Raw genomic sequence first — 16,158 nt, 5'->3', positions numbered from 1 at the left:
AGCAACGAATCTTTCTCTCAAACGTCTACTAGATTGGTAGACTGCTTGCCATCTACGTAGTATCGTGAGTATTGGGACATTTTTCACTCAATAAGGAGGATTGCGAATTGAAACGATACCGCTTGCTGATGAGTCTGCTCCTCTTGCTGTTTGGGCTGCAGCCGGTCGCATCGGCAGCTCAGCCGCAGACAAGCACGGGGGCGGCCGCCAACGCTTCCGTCGGCCAATCGATTCCCCCGACAGCCCCGCCGGACATCGTCAATGGAACGGCTCCGCTTCCTGCCGTCAATCCGAACGCCGGTGCCGAGGGGAGCACCGCCCCTGTGAGCCAGCCCCAGCAGGAAATGCGTGCCGCATGGGTGAGCACGGTGTACAACATCGACTGGCCGTCGAAGCCTGGCCTGAGCATCGACGCGCAAAAACAAGAATACATACGCATGCTGGACGAGCTGAAATCGACCGGGATGAACGCCATCATCGTCCAGGTGAGATCGGAATCGGACGCGATCTATCCGTCCGCCCTCGTTCCCTGGTCCAGATGGCTGACCGGCACGCAGGGAAAACATCCGGGCTACGATCCGCTCGCCTTCATGATCGAAGAAGCGCATAAGCGCGGCATGGCGTTTCACGCGTGGTTCAACCCGTTCCGGGCCAGCACGAGCAAGGATCCAGGTAAACTGGCGGCGCAGCACCCCGCCCGGCAGCATCCGAATTGGGTCGTGCCCCACAACAACCAACTGATCTTCAACCCGGGCATTCCGGAAGTGAGACAGCACGTGATCGCCACCATTCTGGAAGTGGTGAACAAGTACGATGTCGACGGCGTTCACCTGGACGATTATTTTTATCCGTACGGGAAGGAAGCGTTTACGGACGATGCGACGTTTGCCGCCTACAATCAGGGGAGATTTGCGAACAAAGGCGATTGGCGCCGCGACAACATCAACACCTTCGTCCGGGACCTGTACCAGTCGATCAAAAGCGTAAAACCGCAGGTGGAGTTCGGAATCAGCCCGTTCGGCATCTGGCGCAATGCGAAGGACGACCCCACCGGGTCGGACACGAACGGCCAAAGCTCCTACGACAACCTGTACGCGGACGTCCGCACTTGGATCCGCAGCGGCTGGCTCGATTACGTGGCGCCTCAGCTCTACTGGAGCATCGGGTACAAGCCGGCCGCCTACGACAAGCTCGTCCACTGGTGGGCGGCGGAAACAAACGGCACCCCCGTCAAACTCTACATCGGCCACGCCGCGTACCGGGTGGGCAGCAACACGACCGACTGGGCGACCAGCGATGCGCTGATCAAGCAGCTCCAATTCAACAAGGGGTATCCCCAGGTAAAAGGCAGCATCTTTTTCAGCGCCAAAACCTTGCTGAACAATACGGCAGGGGTACGTTCCAGCCTGAAACAGTACTATGCGGCGCACACCCAGTAACAGCGAGCCGGCAGCCGAACGAGCGGCGGGTTTTCACGTCATCGGCAGCCGGCCGCTCTGCTGACACGCAAACGTACGCCTGTAGAAAACCTGCAGAAAATCAACAAGGATCGCTGCGGACGTCCCGCAACGATCCTTGTTTCTGTGATGGAAACGATTTCGCTGACCGCCCCCTAATGATAGCCCCGTTCGCCAAACGGCTGAAGCTGTTCCAGCCATTTTTCCTCCAGCTTTTTCAGCGCGTCCTTGGCCTCCGCGTATTTGTCCTCTTTCACTTCCAGGCGCTCCACCACCTCAATGTCAAAGGCGTCTTCTCCGTATGCGTTCCACTCCTGCTGCAGCTTGCTGTTTTTGTGGCTGCCGAATTTCAACTGGAACCGCGTGCCGTTTACGGTCTTCAGGTTCATGGTGCTGCCGATGAACACCTTCCCGTTTTGTCGGTTGGTAATCCGGTAGACGCCCGCTTCGGTCTTCATTTCCTTGTACAGTTGTTTCAGTTCCGCTCGTCGATCCATCGGTTTTTCTTCCTTTCCCTCAAAATCACGCTTTGAGCCAGTACTGGCTGCCGTCGTCCTTTCGATCCAGAAACCCGTATTCGATCAAATACCGTCTGACGGTGACGTAATCGTCATACACCGCCTGCAAGATCTGATTGACTTCCTTTTCCGTGTAGATGCGCTCAGGCTGAAACCGCTTGGCGATTTCCCGCAGCACCACCAGCCTGTGCTTTTCCTTCAACGCGAAGGTCTTCAGCGGCCCGTCCGTGCCTGCCGGGAAGTACTTCTTCAGAATCTTGTCGTACTCGTCCAGCGTCACATTGTAACGATCGTCCACCATTCTGGCGGTTTGATGAACGTCCAGGAAGGCCGGCGCGTGCTTATCCCGTTCCTTCAACAGCTCCATCATCGTCAAAAACACCTTGGCCTGACGCTCCTTCTCCTTCAAGGCAAAGCGGTGATTCCGGATCGTGGAGGCGCTGCCGATGCCCAGCTCCTTCTGCACGTCCGCGTCGCTTTTCCCCTGGTAAAACAGGCGCAGCAAACGGTTTTGATGGTCCGTCAGGCCGGTGAGCTTTTTGTCCAGCCGGATCAGGTAGTCAAACACCGACTGATGCGCCTGTTCGATGTGAACGCGCATATACCGCTCCGCTTCATAAAAAACGCCGTCAGCGGGATAGACGACGCCTTTCTCCAGTCGCTTGCCGCAGAGCAGGCATACGACATGATCGTCCTGTTGAATGTACCCGCGCTTCAATTCCTCCAACGAGGCGTTCCAAAACAGTTCCGATACGCCAATCACACAAACACACCCTTAATTTGTTTATATTTTTGTAGACATTTTATTCATTCGTCTATAAATTGTCAAGGTACACCTGTAGCCATCCGAGGGCTGACGGAAAAAGGGAGCGCAGCGCTTTCCTGCCCCACCAGAAACTTGGGGGTGACCGGAAGGGATTGGGCCGGGTGCGATGAAATGAACAAGAAGCAGGCACAAAAGGGGGACTGCCGATGGCACTGGAAGGAAAACAGATACTCATCACCAGCGGGGGAACGGTCGAAAGGTGGGACCAGGTCCGGGGACATACCAATTTGGCAAAAGGGACCATCGGGTGTTATCTGGCTGAGCAGGCATTGGCGCGGGGAGCGGACGTCACGTATCTGCACGGCTATTTTGCCCGGGTGCCGGAGCGTCATCACCGGCTGCGCGTACAGCCGTTTGAGGGAGTCGCCGACCTGCGCGAAAAGATCAGACGCTTGCTGGAAACGGAACCTGTCCGTGCCGTCATCATGGCAACGGCGGTATCCGATTGGGTAGTGGAGAAGATCGTCGATCAGGAAGGCCGGATCGTTCCTACATTGTCTCCCGATCGGGCGACGTGCGGACATATACCGATAAACGCGAGACTGCCAAAGGGCTGCTCGAGATGCTGGAGCGGCTGCTGTGATGCGGCGCGAGAAAGGATGAGATGCGATGAAATCGCCGGATGGGAACCCGTCGCGCTGGAGACGAGGGCCTGGCTGATGGCGAGAGGGCGTTTTGAGCTGGAGCGCGAGTGTTTCATGCTGCCGGTCACCGCTTCCTTTTAATCGCCGCAGCCTGTTTCTCCAACGGGCAGCGAAGCCTTCCGTGTCCCCTCCGTTTGTTTTTGCAATTCTGAACATACCTGAAAATACACAAGACAATGGACAGTCAATGATATAATAAAAAATAAGATAAAAAACTGGGAGGGGAATGAATGGAAGAAACGTTGAAACAACAGGCCACTCACAAAAAATTGACCCTCGGCAAACTGCTCAAGAGGGCGCTGTTCATCCTGATCGGATCGGGCCTCGTCTCCGTCGGGCTGGAAATCTTTTTGGTCCCAAATCGGATTATTGACGGAGGAATTGTGGGGATATCCATCATCTTGTCCCACTTGACGGGCTTGGCGCTCGGGTTGTTCCTGTTCCTGCTCAATCTGCCGTTTCTGATCGTCGGCTACAAACAGATCGGAAAAACGTTCGCGCTTTCCACGCTGTTGGGCGTTTCCGCCATGTCGGTGGGGACAACGATGCTGCACGACGTTCGTCCGTTGACGGAAGACCCGCTCCTGGCAGCCGTATTCGGCGGCATCATTCTGGGCATTGGTGTGGGGCTGGTCATCCGCTACGGAGGATCGTTGGATGGCACGGAGATCGTGGCGATTTTGTTTAACAAAAAGACGCCGTTTTCCGTCGGCGAGATCGTCATGTTCTTCAACGTGTTTATTCTCGGAAGCGCCGGCTTCGTGTTCGGCTGGGATCGCGCCATGTATTCGCTGATGGCCTACTACATCGCCTTTAAGATGATCGATCTGACCATCGAAGGGTTCGAAGGCTCCAAATCGGTCTGGATCATCAGCGACAACTACAAGGAGATCGGGGACGCCATCGTCGCCCGGCTGGGACGCGGCGTGACGTACCTGAGCGGAGAAGGCGGGTATACCGGCGACGATAAAAAAGTGGTGTTCTGCATCATCACCCGCCTGGAGGAAGCCAAGCTGAAGCTGATCGTCGAGGAAGTGGACCCCGGCGCATTTCTCGCCGTCGGCAACATTCACGACGTCCGCGGCGGGCAGTTTAAAAAGAGGGATATTCACTAACCATTCGACTGGAAAAACGTGCCGCCTCGTGCAGAGGAAGCACGTTTTTCGCTTTTTGCCGTCTTGTATTCTATTTGCCGCCCGTCTCCCGCGGCAGCCTCGCCACCACCCGGCTCGCCTGTTCCAATGCCTGCGGAGACAGCTTCAGCGTCCAGAGCGGATCGCCCGCTCCGCCGTAGACAAACGGGTAGGAAAACAGCTCGTCGTCCAGGACAACCGGCAGGTCGTGTCCCACCAGGGGAACGCTCCCCGGTTCGTATCCGGTGATCCGTTTGACCTCTGTGGCGCCGGCCATCTTCAACTGCCGGAAGCCCAGCAGCGGGGCCATCTGCGCGAAGTCCAGCCGGCCGCGCTTGCCGGAAACGATCAGCGCGACATGGCCCTTGTCCGTTTCAAGTATTAGCGCGGGCGCCGTCTGTCCGATCTCGATGCCCAACAGGGATGCTCCCTCCCGTGCCGAGCGGATGGGTTGATCGTGCGGGATCAATTCATAGGGCAGACCTTGTTCATCCAACAACCTTTTCACGCGTTCCATCGACATTCTCCTCTCTCGGTTGGTTCCTGCAAAAGGAGCGCAGCCCACGCACGCTCCTATTTCGCCTCGTCCCGTTCCTTCGGATCATCGGCGGGCGGAAACAGCATCGCCACCGTCGTCCCCCTGCCCGGTTCGCTGTCGACGCGGATCTCTCCACCGTGCGCCAGCACCAACTGCTTGGCAATCGCCATGCCCAAGCCGGACCCGCTGGCGTCTTCCTGCGTATGACCGCCCCGGTAGTACCGTTCAAACAGGTTTTCCCTCGTCTCTTCGTCCATCCCCGGGCCGTCGTCCGCCACCTTCACGACAAATCCGCCGCCGCTGTGCGGCCCGACCGACACCAGCACGTTGGTTCCGGGCGGCGTATGCTTCACCGCGTTGGCCAGGACGTTGGCGACGATCCGCCGGAACCATTTGCCGTCCACCTGCCCCAAAAGCGACGCCACCTCCGGTTGAAAGCGGATGACGTGCCGCTCCGCCCCGGGGTCGTTGACCGTATCGACGACGATGCGCCGCACCTGTTCCACGATCTCCGCCGTTTCCTTCACCATCGGCAGGGCGTTGTTCTTCAGCCGGTACGTCAGGTTCAAATCCTCGATCAACCCGGTCATGTAGTCGGCCTTTTCCCGAATGATCCGGCCGAACCGGCGAATCTCGCCGGGTCCCCATTCGTACTGGTCCGATTCCAGGATGGCCGCGTAGCCATAGATGGAACTGAGCGGCGTCTTCAAATCGTGGGACAGGCCGGTGATCCACTCTTCCCGGGTCCGTTCCATGTCCCTCCGCCGCCGTTCGCTGTCGCTCAGGACGGCCGTCAAATGCTGCAGGGCGTCAAAGATGTCCTGAAACACGGCGAACGACTTCTTCCGCCTGCCCCTGTGTGTGGTGCCCACCCGCCTGCCGGTTCGGCCCGTCGGTTCTTGATAGCGTCCGTTTGCCAACTGTTCCAGCCAGTTCATCATGTGCAAGAGCGGCTGTCCCACCCTGCGCCCGTACCACAGGGCGGCCGCGAGCACAACCAGCACCAGGATCAGCACGATTTTCAACAGAGACTCCAGCACCAGGCGATCGCTGTTCTCGGCGGCGGATGTGCCGGGCCGGTAGAGCGGATTGGGGACGCCGACGACAAACGTGCGGCCGGTGGCCTCATCATAGCGGCTGAAGATGCTGACCGGCCGGTTTCGACGCTCCTGTTCCGCCTGCAGCATGGCAGCCGCCTCCAGCCGTTTTGCCGCCTGCGGATTGTTCCACTGCTCCACAAGGCTCCCCTGTCTGTCGTACACGGCCAGCCAGGCGTTGTGTTGGCGAAACGCCTCCTGCGCTTCGGCCGCTGGCGCCGGACGGCGGGCAGCATTTTCGCCGGCCCCCCGCGGCAGCACCAGATGCAGCAGACGAACCTCCGGCGCAGGGGTGCCGTACAGCACCAGATAGCTCTCCTCCCTCAACTGGATCGTCCAGATGCGGGTGTGATACGGAAAGCCGCTTTCGGGCTGAGCAAGCCCCACCAGTTCGCCCGCCGCGTACCGGCGCGGCACATCGGGCGGACAGTTGTAGGCGTAGACCGCTTCGCCGTTTTTGTCGATGACCTGCAGCCAGCCGTTTTGGCTCTTTACGCTGTGCTCCACGTCCTCGTCGACGCGGACGCCGTTTTCCTCCAGATGAATGAACAGGGCCAGGTCGCTGGCGCTGAGGAGGCTGAAATCGGCCGCCATCTCCCCTTTTGTCATCCGGTAGCCGAGCACCACAAGCGAGATCATCAGCACGACGATCAGCACCACAAAAAACAAGAGAAGCTGGCGGAAGTGATGGACGATCAGTTTGCGGCGCAGCCTCATGGCTTCCTCCCGTCAGCCACCAGCTTGTAGCCCAAGCCTCTTACCGTGACCAGGTATTTCGGCTGGCTCGGATTTTCCTCAATTTTCTGCCGCAGCTTGTGAATGTGGACCATGACCGTGTTCTCGTCAAAAAAGCCGTACTCGTTCCAGACGTGCTCGTAAATCTGTTCCTTGGTGAAGACGCGGTTGGGATGCTCGCAGAAAAAGAGCAGCAGGCGAAACACCTGGGCGGAGCATTCCACCGGCTCGCCGTCGACGATCAGTTCGGCCGCCGCGACGTTTACCTGAAACCGGCCGAAATCGTATACGCGGCCGCAATCGCCTGGCTGCTCCCTGGGCAGGGACAGCGTCCGGCGCAGGTGGGCCTTCATCCGCGCCACCACTTCCAGCGGATGAAACGGCTTGGTGATGTAATCGTCCGCTCCGTACGCAAAGCCGCTCAGCTTGTCAAAATCGGAGTCGCGGGCGGTCAGGAAAAAAATCGGAGCCTGCGTTCGCTGCCGAATCGCGGTGCACAGCTCAAACCCGCTCCTGTCCGGCAGCATCACGTCCAGAATCAGCAGGTCGTACGCATTTTTCTCGATGAGCCGGATGGCCTCTTCCGCACGCGTGCAGGTGTCCACGCTGCGGAACCCCTCTTTTTCCAGCACGGTTTTGAGCATCTGCAAAATCGCTTCTTCGTCATCGACCAGCAATATGTGGGCTTGGTGTTCCACAGACGTTCCCTCCTTGTCTTTCCATCATACCACGTGATGCCGCGCGGGCGGGTGACGACCGACATGTTTAAGAAAACGGTAAGGAAGCGATTGGGGAGGGATAAGGCTCTCCTTCTACAATGGAGCGTGAAAGGAGAGGAACCAACATGTGGGCCGTTTGCTTTCAGGAATGTACCCGTCTGTTTCGGAGCGTGAAGTCGCTCGTTACCGTCGCTATGATCGTCGGGTTCTCCTATTTGGGTCTCCGATCTGGTCAACCAGGTGGCGGACATGTTCCCGCAAAAGGAGCTGGCGCACGGTCATGCGCTGGGCGTGTTCGCGCTGGTGATGGTTTTCGGGCCGCTGTTTGTGTTTGGCCTGTCCCATGACGTCATGAACCGGGAACTGTCCAGCCGGACGATCCGGTTTTTGATTACCCGTACCTCGCGGGCGAGCATCGTGCTCGGCAAATGGTTCGGTGTCCTGCTGTTCTGGGCGAGCTGCATGCTGGTCACGTTCGGAGTCCTGTTCGCCGCCGTCCGCACGTTTGACGCCTACACGCTGTGGCAGTGCATGACACTGTTGGTGTACAGCACGTCCCTCGCGCTGTTCATGTCCATCGCGGTGCCGCGCCCCAGCTACACGATGTTTGCGGGGATCGTCCTGGGGCTGGGACTGCCCTTTCTCGGCCTCTGGACGCTCGTCTCCTCCCATCCCGCGGCGAAGTGGATCGGCTGTTTGACCCCCTACGCCTACATCGAAAAAGGGGGCGCGTTCATCGGCTTCATCTGGCTGTACGCGCTGCTCTTTCTCAGTGCGTCCGTCTACCTGTTTCAACGGAGGGATTGCTAGTGGCACTCGTGGAAACCAAACAGTTGACCAAGCGTTTTGGCGATCGAACGGTCGTCGACGGCGTCACCCTGTCCGTGTACGCCGGCGAAATCTTCGGGTTTTTGGGGAAAAACGGGGCTGGCAAGTCGACGTTTATCAACATGCTGACGGGCATTATCCGCCCCACCTCTGGTACGATCCGCATGTTTGACGGCGCCGGCCGGCCGGACGACTGGAAGCGGCGGATCGGCATCCTGCCCGACTACTCCACCTTTTACGACTCGCTGACGGCTCTGGACCACCTGCGCTATCTGGCACGGGTCAAAGGCATCCGTCTCAGCAAAAGGGAGTGCGAGCGCATCCTGGAGGACGTCGGTCTGGCGGAACACGCCGGGCGAAAGGCAAAGACGTTTTCCTTCGGGATGAAAAAGAAGCTGGGCATCGCCCAGGCGCTGGCGGGCGATCCGGAGCTGCTGTTTCTCGACGAGCCGACCTCCGGCGTGGACGTGGAGTCGGCGCTGCAGATCCAGCAGCTGCTGCTCAGGCTGCACAAGCAGGGGAAAACCATATTCATGACCTCGCACAACCTGCATGAGGTGGAAAAAATCTGTACGCGGATCGCGATTATGAAGGCGGGGAAGATTGCCTCCCTGGGCAGTCTGGCCGACCTGCAGGCGGCGCATCGCTCCTGGCGCACCGTCCGCGTCCGCCACTCCCAATTTGCCGCGGAACAGCAGCCCGAGCTGGTCGCCTTCGCCGAACGCATCGGCCGCCATCTCCAGTGGGAAGAGGGGCGGTTCTCCCTGCAGGTGGACGACGACCAGAACGTGGCTGCGCTCGTGCGGGCGCTGGTGCAGGCCCGCGTGGACATTTACGGCGTCCACGTGGAGGAGCCGTCCCTGGAGCGCATTTTTCTCGAGGAATGACGAAGGAGAGGGACTATCCCTCTCCTATCGCTTGCTTTATAAAGACCGGCAGGTGAAAACACTGATGGATGATTCCTTCGTCGACATACTTGGTATCCTTTCCGGACACGCGCCCGGCCACCGGCTGATCGTACTTCTTCGAACCGAGGGTAAAGCTCCACAAGCCTCCCGGGTACGTGGGCACGACTGCCGTGTACATGCGGGTGACCGGAAACAGCCGACCGATGTTGCGGTACGTCTGCCCCATCACATCGGCGTGAAAGATGGGGGACTGGCTCTGGCAGACCATCAGGCCGTCCGGTTTCAGCGCCCGATGCACATGCTGGTAAAACGAAAAGGAGAACAACTGCTCCGCCGGGCCGACGGGATCGGACGAATCGACGATGATCACGTCGTACGTCTCTTCCAGGTCGCGGACAAACTCCACCCCGTCCCGGTACAGGAAACGGACGCGGGGATCCGACAGGCCGCCCGACACTTCGGGCAGATGCTGTTTGCACACCTGCACGACGCGTTCGTCAATCTCCACCAGATCAATCTGTTCCACTTCCGGGTATTTGCACACTTCGCGGGCCGCCCCGCAATCTCCCCCGCCAATCACCAGAACGCGGCGCGGCCGGGGATGAAACGCCAGCGGCACATGGGCAATCATCTCATTGTAAATAAATCCGTCCATTGATGTCGTTTGCACAACTCCGTCCAATACAAGCATCCGGCCAAAATCGTAGGAGTCCAGAATCATCACATGCTGAAACGCCGATTGTTCCTCGTGAATCACCTCGCGAATCCGGTAACGGATCATCAGGTTCTCCCGTTCGTTCTCGGTCAGCCAGCACGCTCCGGCGCTGTTTTGAACAAACTTGGGCAATACGTTCATTTCTCACCCTCCTGAAAACAATAGAATCATTATCACCCTATCGAAAAATCCGTCTGTTTTCAAGAATGTGGGAGATGCGGCAGTCAGGCGACGATTTCCCAGAGCTCTTCCAGCCGTTTGATCACGGCGAGGGGCTTGTGATCCGTAGCAGGCGGCACTCCGGCGGGATTCAGCCAAACCGCCGAGAGGCCCGCATCCATCGCCCCGGCGATGTCGGCCGTCCAGTTGTCCCCGACAAACAGCGCCTCCGCCGGGGAAGCCCCCAAGCGCTCAAGCACGGCCGCAAAAATGCGCGGGTCCGGCTTGTGCCAGCCAATCTGCTCGGAGACGAACACCCTCTCCGCGGGAAAGAGAGGTGCGAGCCCCAGGCGCTCGATTTTTTCAACGGCCATGTCCGCGGGTCCGTTGGTGACAATCGCCAGGGTATACCGTTCCTTGAGCCGCATCAGCAGCGACTGAACGGCGCGGTCGGGAACGACGGTGTCCATGCAGGCGGCCGCATACCGCTCCTGAAAGTCGTCCAGCCGATCCGCCTCCGCACGACGCCCAAATTCGGCGAGGGTGCGCGACAGCCGCAGGCGGCGCAGTTGGTCAAAGTTGATCCGCTTCTCCCGGATGTCCGCCCACAAGGCGTCGCTGTGCCGCCGCAGCGCCTCGTACACGGCGTCCGGGTCAAGCCCGGCCGTCAGCGGGTGGGATGCGATCGTCTGCCGCATGCCCTTTTCCCAGCAAGCCGAGAAATCAAACAACGTGTCGTCCAAATCAAACAAGATCAGGTGAAAGCCCGGCATGGCCCCTCCTCCTTTGCACCAGTTTCGTCGACGCGCCGGTTTCGCGCAAAAAAACGGCCCCCATCTTACCCATTGTAGAAGAAAAACGGGTAAAATGGAGAGGCCATTGTTGGCAGTCTGACCATGTTGTTCGTTACCCGCTGGCCTGCCCGCTCGGCAGCGCGTCAGCCAGCGCGCGGGCCAGATCGTCCGGCAGCGGGACGGAGCGGCGCTGCACAGCGTCGATCATCACCATCGTCACGTCGGCGTCGGCCGCCCGTTCGTCCCGCTGATTGTACAGCTCGTGGCGGACGACAAAGCTCTTCTCCCCGATCTTCACCACGGAAGTGCGCACCTGCACCTGCTCCAGCATCCGCAGCTCTTTGCGGTAGTTGATCTGGATGCTGACCACGACCGGCATGATCTGCCGCCGCTTCAGCTCCTCCAGCGTAAACCCCTGCCGGCACATCCAGTCAAACCGGGCCCACTCCATGTACTCCAGGTATTTGGCGTTATTGACGTGCCCGATCACGTCGATGTCGGTCGAACGAACGACCAGATCAAACAGATGCTGCATCCCCATCGCCCCTCTCTCCCTTCGCCTGTCTTGTTTCCAGTATAGCGAATCGCCGCCGCTGAGTGAATATTCATTCGGAATATTCGGAAGGATTCGGCTGTTTTTTCTTCTCGCATTCCTTATAATAGGACGTACAGACACGTGCGGAGCCGCACGCTGAAAGGGATGGTGTCCATGTTCGAACAGACGCTGCTTCCCGCCCTCCAAACCGCCCGTTCGCGCTATCTGGATGCGCTGGCCAACCTGGAAGCGGAACAGCTTGCCTGGAGGCTCGCCCCCGGTTCCAACTCGGTAGGATTTTTGATCCGCCACATTGCCGAGGTGGAGTACCGCTTCTGTGCGATGTTTTTCGGCCGCCCTCTGCCGGACGGGGTGACGCTCTTCACCATTGGTCCGGTCCAAGACAAGGGGCAGTTTACCGACCTTGACGCCCTGCTGTCGTTTCGGGACTCGTCCTACGCCCATCTGCTGGAATCACTCCACGAGTTCCCCGTGGATGCGTGGGACGCTGCCGTGCAGGCGCCGATCGGGACGCTTACCCCGCGGCAGGCGTTGGGACGGCTGGTCTACCACACCGGTTACCACGCCGGCCAGATCGGTCTGATTCGCAAGTACGGAGGCAGCCGGTAAGTTTTCCCCATTCGTTCGGGAGGTGAAACACGATGGCGCGTACGCTGTTTGAATGCGATGTACCCGGCGTTCTCCTCACCTAGCCGGCGAGGGAACGATCCTCGGATGTCCCCCCGGCACGCCACACGCATCACATCATTTTCCCGGGAGGGGCTTATATGATGAATCCGCAGTGGAAGCAGCAGTTGTTTGGAGGCTTGTGCCTCACTCTGGCCGCCGCCATCTGGGGCGGCGTGTACGTCGTCAGCAAAGTGGTTCTGGATGTGATCCCGCCGTTTACGCTCCTGATCATCCGCTTCGCCATCGCGCTGGTGGTGCTGGGCGCCTTTGTCGCGGCACGGCGGGAGTTTATCGCCAGGCGGGACTTCCCGCTCATCATGGCCGTCGCGTTTGTCGGCGTCACGATCTCGATTGCCGCCCAGTTTGTCGGCACCAAGCTCTCCACCGCCCACATGGGAGCGCTGATTACCTCGGCGTCGCCCGCCTTCATCGCCCTCTTTGCCGTCTGGCTGTTGAAGGAACGGATCAACGGGCGGCAGTTGACCGGCATCCTGCTGGCCACCGTGGGCGTGCTGATCGTCATCGGCGTCCCGGACGAGGCGGATGCCCAATCGTCCCTGATCGGCAACCTGATTCTGCTGCTGGCGGCGGTCAGTTGGGGATTGTACACGGTGTTGAGCAAAAAGGCGACGCTCCGCTACTCGTCCCTGTCGGTGACGACCTACGTCGCCCTGTTTGGCATGATCTTTACCAGTCCGTTGATGGTTTGGGAACTGTCGGTGACGCCCGTCTCCTGGGGGTTCGGCTGGGAGATCTGGGCCGGCGTGCTCTACATCGGCATCATCTCCACGGCGGGGGCGTTTTACCTGTGGAACAAAGGATTCGAGCTGATGCAGGCAGGAAGCGGGGCAGGGTTTTTCTTCATCCAGCCGGTCGTGGGCGCGCTGCTCGGCTGGCTTCTTTTAAACGAGCATCTGGGCCTCGGCTTTCTTGCGGGAGCCGCGTTCATCTTTGGCGGCGTCGCCCTGTCCAACCTGCAGCAAGCGGAATCGTACGACAAAAACGAAGGCACACCCCGTTAGGGTGTGCCGCTTGTTGTTTCCTGGTACTTCGCGCTGCCCGGCTGGCGGACGACTCCCACGAGGAAGCCGATCGCAGCTCCGCATACTGCGGGGAGCAGCCAGCCGATTCCTTCGTGGTAAAGCGGAAGGTGTGCGTATAACGACGTGATCCCGTCAAGCGAAAGACCGAACTGCTTGGCCCCGTCGACGATGCTGATGACCGCCGTAGCGATGGTCGCTCCGCCGTACACTTCCGCGTATCCGCGGAACAGCCGATGCAGGAAGGAGAGCAGCATCAGCACGATCGCAATCGGATAGATCATCAGGAGCACGGGAACGGAGATCACAATCAGTTGGGTCAAGCCGACGTTGGCCACAGCCGCGCTGAACAGGCTCAGGATCATCGCCATGGTTTTGTACGACACGCCCGGCAGTCGTTCCGAAAAGAAATGGCTGCAGGCGGTCACCAGTCCCACCGACGTCGTCAGGCAGGCGAGTATGACACCGGCCGCCAGCAGCAGCAGCCCCTTTGAGCCAAACAGGTGCTGAACCACCGACGTCAGGATTTGCCCGCCGTTTTCAGACTGCCCCAGCGAGTAGCTGGTCACCCCCAGGTACGCGAGCGCGAGATAGACCAGCGCCAATCCGGTGGCGGCGATCATCCCCGCCTTGACGGTTGCCCACCCGAGCTTTTTGCGCCCGGTGATGCCGCGGCCTTCGATCGTGGACGTGACGACGATGCCGAACACCAGGGCGGCCAGGGCGTCAAGTGTGAGATACCCTTCCACGAAGCCCTTGAAGAACGGCGCCGATTGATACGCTTCGGCAGGCTCGCCCGCCTCTCCGATGGGATGCACGAGCGACTGGACGAACATCACGCCAATGATCAGCAGCAGGGCCGGCGTCAGCACCTTGCCGATGCGGTCCATCAGTTTGGATGGATGCAAACACAGCCAGAAGGTGACGGCAAAATAGACCAGGGTGCTGATGAACAGCGGCACCCAACTCTCCTTCGCGCCTTCCGGGAGAAACGGCAGCACGCCCATCTCGAAGGCAACCGTTCCGGTTCGGGGAATCGCCAGAAACGGCCCGATGGCCAAATAGACGACAACGGTAAAAACAGCGCCGAATACAGGGTGAACCCGGCCGGCCAGCGTCTGCAAATTTCCGCCGCTCATCCCGGTGGCGATGACGCCTAGGAGCGGCAGCCCCACGCCGGTGAGGATAAACCCGGCCATGGCCTCCCACGCATGCGTACCCGCGGCTTGCCCCAAGGCCGGCGGGAAGATCATGTTGCCCGCCCCGAAGAACAGGGCAAACAGCATCATCCCGATGGTCAGGGTCTCTCTATGGGTTAACTCTCTCATGGTTTTCCTCTCCAACTCTCAGTTAAATTTAAATTTTTTGAAAGTTTTTATAGTCTATATGAATTTTTCCGGTATTACACGAATGTTTACTATATACCTAACCTTCATTTTTTTCAAGTCCAAAAAAATGACGCCCCGGGGCGTCATGCCAGACTGAAGACAAACCGATTGCATCGAAGGAGAAGCATGTTTCCAGGCAGAGCGACTTGAGAGCCCTACCGAGCGGAGCAACGATTTGCGGGAAAAAGGAGCGCCACCTTGAATGGGCTGCGCAGCGATACGACTTTGGCGCTCCCCCGCAAATCGGTGCGGAGCGTGCAGCCTGTGCTTCCCTGCTGGGCGTTGACTGGGCCCCGCCGAACGCGAGCGTTAGCTTGTGTTCGGTGGGTAAAGCACGGAGCGGATGCCGGAAACGTGCTTCTCCTCCCAACAGTCACTTTGTCTGCACACTGAAATGACGCCCCGAGGCGTCATGCGTTCCGCTCTTCCTTTCGTTTGACCGCGCCGACCGCTTCCCACACATAGAGCGACACGTAGCTGCGCCAGGGCGCCCAGCTCTCGCCAATCCGGCGGATCTCCCGTTCGTCCGGCTTGTCCGGCAGGCCGTACACCAACTGGATGCCGTTGCGCAGTCCAATGTCGGCCGCGGGCAGCAGATCCGGCCGGCCCATGCCAAACATCATCAGGCACTCCACCGTCCATCTGCCGATACCGCGAAGCGGGGTGAGACAAGCGAAAATCTCCTCGTCCTCCATCCCCCAAAGACTGTCCAGATCGACACGGCCATCCGCCACGGCGCGGGCAAAGTCGATGATGTATTCCGCCTTGCGCTGACTGAACTGCAGCGGCCGCAGGGCATCCGGCTCCAAGCGGGCGACGGCCTCGGCCGTGGGAAAGGCGAGATAGGTCCGGCCCTGTTCGTCCTGCAGCTTCTCCCCGGCCAACTCCAGCAGCCGGCGGGTCAAGGCCGCGGCAAACGGCAGATTCACCTGCTGACCGATGATCGTCCGGACCATTGACTGAAACAAGTCGGCGTCCAGCAGAAAACGCAGCCCGCGAAAGCGCTCCGTCAGCGGGCGCAGGACATCATCCTGCCGCATGTGCCGGTACAGCGGCTCCAAGTCGACGTCGACACTGAACATGTGCCGGATCGTCCCTTCGAGCGCCTCCTTCTCGCTGGCGGTCAGGGCCGCATCTGTCCGCCATTCGATCGCCGGCTGCTCCACATCCCCGGTAAAATGCAGGGCAGCCACCACCGGCCGCTGTCCGACGCGAAACACGCGGCGGATCACCCGCGCCTCCGCCTCCACCTGCATTTGCGGGTCCGGGTGCGTTTCCAGCCTCTTCAGCAGCCGTTCAAACGAATACGGCGGTTTCACGTCAATGATGGAACCGTCCATCGACACACATCGCTCCTCTCTGCGCGGACATCCAGCCCGTCTGTGCTGTTTCCAGCCTACAACAAGAAACGCCATTTGTCACACGAGGGGGGAT

17 protein-coding genes are annotated in these 16,158 nt (G+C 59.6%); 7 read left to right on the top strand and 10 right to left on the bottom strand.

Annotated features, from left to right (window positions below; translation table 11 throughout):
* Positions 1–107: 107 nt before the first annotated feature.
* Positions 108–1,439: a glycoside hydrolase family 10-like protein gene (locus tag FOI68_RS13300; RefSeq protein ID WP_255433469.1), complete on the top strand. Its 1,332-nt coding sequence runs from the start codon at positions 108–110 to the stop codon at positions 1,437–1,439.
* A 173-nt stretch (positions 1,440–1,612) separates the two neighbouring features.
* Here the strand turns inward: FOI68_RS13300 and FOI68_RS13295 are convergent, their stop codons facing one another.
* Positions 1,613–1,954 carry a GIY-YIG nuclease family protein gene (locus FOI68_RS13295; protein ID WP_035299102.1) on the bottom strand — a complete coding sequence of 114 codons (342 nt, stop codon included), beginning with the start codon at positions 1,952–1,954 and terminating at the stop codon, positions 1,613–1,615.
* A 25-nt stretch (positions 1,955–1,979) separates the two neighbouring features.
* Positions 1,980–2,735: a DUF2087 domain-containing protein gene (locus tag FOI68_RS13290; RefSeq protein WP_143863493.1), complete on the bottom strand. Its 756-nt coding sequence runs from the start codon at positions 2,733–2,735 to the stop codon at positions 1,980–1,982.
* 212 nt (positions 2,736–2,947) lie between these two features.
* On the opposite strand from FOI68_RS13290, the gene FOI68_RS13285 reads away from it, so the two are divergent.
* Positions 2,948–3,526 carry a phosphopantothenoylcysteine decarboxylase domain-containing protein gene (locus FOI68_RS13285; RefSeq protein WP_143863460.1) on the top strand — a complete coding sequence of 193 codons (579 nt, stop codon included), beginning with the start codon at positions 2,948–2,950 and terminating at the stop codon, positions 3,524–3,526.
* Positions 3,527–3,675: 149 nt separating this feature from the next.
* Positions 3,676–4,560 carry a YitT family protein gene (locus FOI68_RS13280; protein WP_143863459.1) on the top strand — a complete coding sequence of 295 codons (885 nt, stop codon included), beginning with the start codon at positions 3,676–3,678 and terminating at the stop codon, positions 4,558–4,560.
* A 70-nt stretch (positions 4,561–4,630) separates the two neighbouring features.
* Here the strand turns inward: FOI68_RS13280 and FOI68_RS13275 are convergent, their stop codons facing one another.
* Genes FOI68_RS13275 through FOI68_RS13265 form a run of 3 tightly spaced genes read right to left on the bottom strand, consistent with a single transcriptional unit; the run spans position 4,631 to position 7,646 of the window.
* A complete protein-coding gene (locus FOI68_RS13275) occupies positions 4,631–5,095 on the bottom strand; it encodes an aminoacyl-tRNA deacylase (RefSeq protein WP_029100655.1) in 465 nt (154 codons plus the stop codon).
* Positions 5,096–5,151: 56 nt separating this feature from the next.
* Positions 5,152–6,930: a sensor histidine kinase gene (locus tag FOI68_RS13270; RefSeq protein WP_143863458.1), complete on the bottom strand. Its 1,779-nt coding sequence runs from the start codon at positions 6,928–6,930 to the stop codon at positions 5,152–5,154.
* A complete protein-coding gene (locus tag FOI68_RS13265; RefSeq protein WP_082059717.1) occupies positions 6,927–7,646 on the bottom strand; it encodes a response regulator transcription factor in 720 nt (239 codons plus the stop codon). The genes FOI68_RS13270 and FOI68_RS13265 overlap by 4 nt, the downstream gene beginning before the upstream one ends.
* A gap of 270 nt (positions 7,647–7,916) precedes the next feature.
* Between FOI68_RS13265 and FOI68_RS13260 the strand changes: the two genes are divergently transcribed.
* Positions 7,917–8,477 carry an ABC transporter permease gene (locus FOI68_RS13260; protein ID WP_255433468.1) on the top strand — a complete coding sequence of 187 codons (561 nt, stop codon included), beginning with the start codon at positions 7,917–7,919 and terminating at the stop codon, positions 8,475–8,477.
* Positions 8,477–9,382 (top strand): ABC transporter ATP-binding protein, encoded by a 906-nt coding sequence (locus FOI68_RS13255; RefSeq protein WP_143863457.1) that lies wholly within the window; start codon positions 8,477–8,479, stop codon positions 9,380–9,382. Before FOI68_RS13260 ends, FOI68_RS13255 begins: the two co-directional genes overlap by 1 nt.
* 13 nt (positions 9,383–9,395) lie before the next feature.
* Here FOI68_RS13255 and speE read toward each other — a convergent pair whose 3' ends face one another.
* The 3 genes from speE to FOI68_RS13240 form a co-directional block, all read right to left on the bottom strand.
* A complete protein-coding gene (speE, locus tag FOI68_RS13250; protein WP_044900343.1) occupies positions 9,396–10,259 on the bottom strand; it encodes a polyamine aminopropyltransferase in 864 nt (287 codons plus the stop codon).
* An 83-nt stretch (positions 10,260–10,342) separates the two neighbouring features.
* Entirely contained in the window at positions 10,343–11,050 is a 708-nt protein-coding gene (locus FOI68_RS13245; protein WP_143863456.1) for an HAD family hydrolase, read from the bottom strand.
* A 133-nt stretch (positions 11,051–11,183) separates the two neighbouring features.
* Complete coding sequence (locus FOI68_RS13240) at positions 11,184–11,606, bottom strand: acyl-CoA thioesterase (RefSeq protein ID WP_035299145.1); 423 nt, start codon at positions 11,604–11,606, stop codon at positions 11,184–11,186.
* A 174-nt stretch (positions 11,607–11,780) separates the two neighbouring features.
* Here FOI68_RS13240 and FOI68_RS13235 point away from each other — a divergent pair, with 174 nt between their 5' ends.
* Positions 11,781–12,236 carry a DinB family protein gene (locus FOI68_RS13235; RefSeq protein WP_143863454.1) on the top strand — a complete coding sequence of 152 codons (456 nt, stop codon included), beginning with the start codon at positions 11,781–11,783 and terminating at the stop codon, positions 12,234–12,236.
* Positions 12,237–12,394: 158 nt separating this feature from the next.
* Entirely contained in the window at positions 12,395–13,318 is a 924-nt protein-coding gene (locus FOI68_RS13230) for a DMT family transporter (protein ID WP_035299089.1), read from the top strand.
* Here FOI68_RS13230 and brnQ read toward each other — a convergent pair.
* Together brnQ and FOI68_RS13220 are read right to left on the bottom strand one after the other, a co-directional pair.
* Complete coding sequence (gene brnQ / locus FOI68_RS13225) at positions 13,315–14,664, bottom strand: branched-chain amino acid transport system II carrier protein (RefSeq protein ID WP_143863453.1); 1,350 nt, start codon at positions 14,662–14,664, stop codon at positions 13,315–13,317. The two genes, FOI68_RS13230 and brnQ, sit on opposite strands and share 4 nt — an antisense overlap.
* A 470-nt stretch (positions 14,665–15,134) precedes the next feature.
* Positions 15,135–16,064: a DNA-3-methyladenine glycosylase 2 gene (locus tag FOI68_RS13220; protein ID WP_143863452.1), complete on the bottom strand. Its 930-nt coding sequence runs from the start codon at positions 16,062–16,064 to the stop codon at positions 15,135–15,137.
* Positions 16,065–16,158 lie beyond the last annotated feature (94 nt).

The sequence above is a fragment of the Brevibacillus sp. LEMMJ03 genome (genome assembly GCF_007197875.1).
Taxonomy (GTDB): domain Bacteria; phylum Bacillota; class Bacilli; order Brevibacillales; family Brevibacillaceae; genus Brevibacillus; species Brevibacillus thermoruber.
This window is presented reverse-complemented; position numbering and strand designations above follow the sequence as displayed.